This is a genomic window from Kitasatospora sp. NPDC036755, assembly GCF_040636595.1.
Lineage (GTDB): Bacteria > Actinomycetota > Actinomycetes > Streptomycetales > Streptomycetaceae > Kitasatospora.
The window spans coordinates 1-1,069 of the sequence record NZ_JBEZUT010000703.1 but is presented as its reverse complement, the minus strand read 5'-3'; the positions used below and the strand labels follow the sequence as shown (position 1 = coordinate 1,069).

The window sequence follows — 1,069 nt, the reverse complement described above, 5'->3', positions numbered from 1 at the left end:
ATCGTGACAGCGCCGTCGAGCGCTCGGTGGGCGCGGCGCGCTGGCCGCGGCCAGCGCGCCGCGCCCACCGAGCGCTCGACGGCGCTGTCACGATGATGCGATCAGTGCACGATCGACATCGGAGGGTGGCGCATGCCCGACACGGCGGTGGATCGTACGAGAGCGGTGGTCGCGAGCACGGCGAGGGTCGAGCGGGTGGTCGGCCGGCTGCGGGAGACCGGGGCCGGGCTGCCCCCGACCGACGGGGTCGGGGTCTTCAACCGGCTCTACCTCACCGTGACGCGGGCGGTCCGCGACCGGCTGGGTGACGGGTGCTTCGCCGACCCGTCGGCGGTGGCCGAGCTGGACGCGGTGTTCGCCGGGCGGTACCTGCGGGCCGTGGCCACCGACGCGGCCGGGAAGGAGCCGCCCGCCTGCTGGCGGCCGCTCTTCGCGCTGCGCGCCCACCCGGGGGTGCACCCCCTGCAGTTCGCGATGGCCGGGATGGCCGCCCACATCCAGCACGACCTGCCGCTGGCGGTCGTGGACACCTGCCGCCGCCGGGGCTGCGAACCGGCCGACATCGAGGAGGACTACCACCGGATCAACCAGGTACTGGCCGAGGTGGAGACGGCCGTCCGGGAACAGCTGCTGCCCGGGCCCGACCTGCTGGAACGCGCCGAGCCGCTCACCCACCTGCTCGGCGTCTGGTCGGTCGGGGCCGCCCGCGAGGGCGCCTGGGGCGCCGTCGAGGCGCTGTGGGAGCTGCGACACCTGCCGGGCGCCGCCCGGGCGTTCGCCACCGCGCTGGACGGTTCGGTCGGGCTGCTCGGCCGCGCCCTGCTGCTCCCGCTCCGCTCACTGCTCCCGCCCGCGCGGACCGACGGGCCGGACCGCGAGCCGAGCGGCGGACCGGGCTGCGGGCCGACGGACGGGCCGCCGAACGGGCCGGACTGCGGGCCGGACAACAGGTCGGACGCGGGGCACCCCGGCCGCATAGGCGGTTCATTCGGTGATGGGAATAGTGACCTCCGTACAGCGAAGCGGCGTCAGTCCACCAGATCGGACGGGTCGGTGTTGGCCCCGCAGA

At 75.7% G+C, this 1,069-nt stretch carries 1 protein-coding gene; it reads left to right on the top strand.

Annotated features, from left to right (window positions below):
• Nucleotides 1-132: 132 nt before the first annotated feature.
• On the top strand, nucleotides 133-1,069 hold a 937-nt coding region (locus tag AB0E96_RS41340; protein ID WP_359831994.1), incomplete at its 3' end, for a DUF5995 family protein.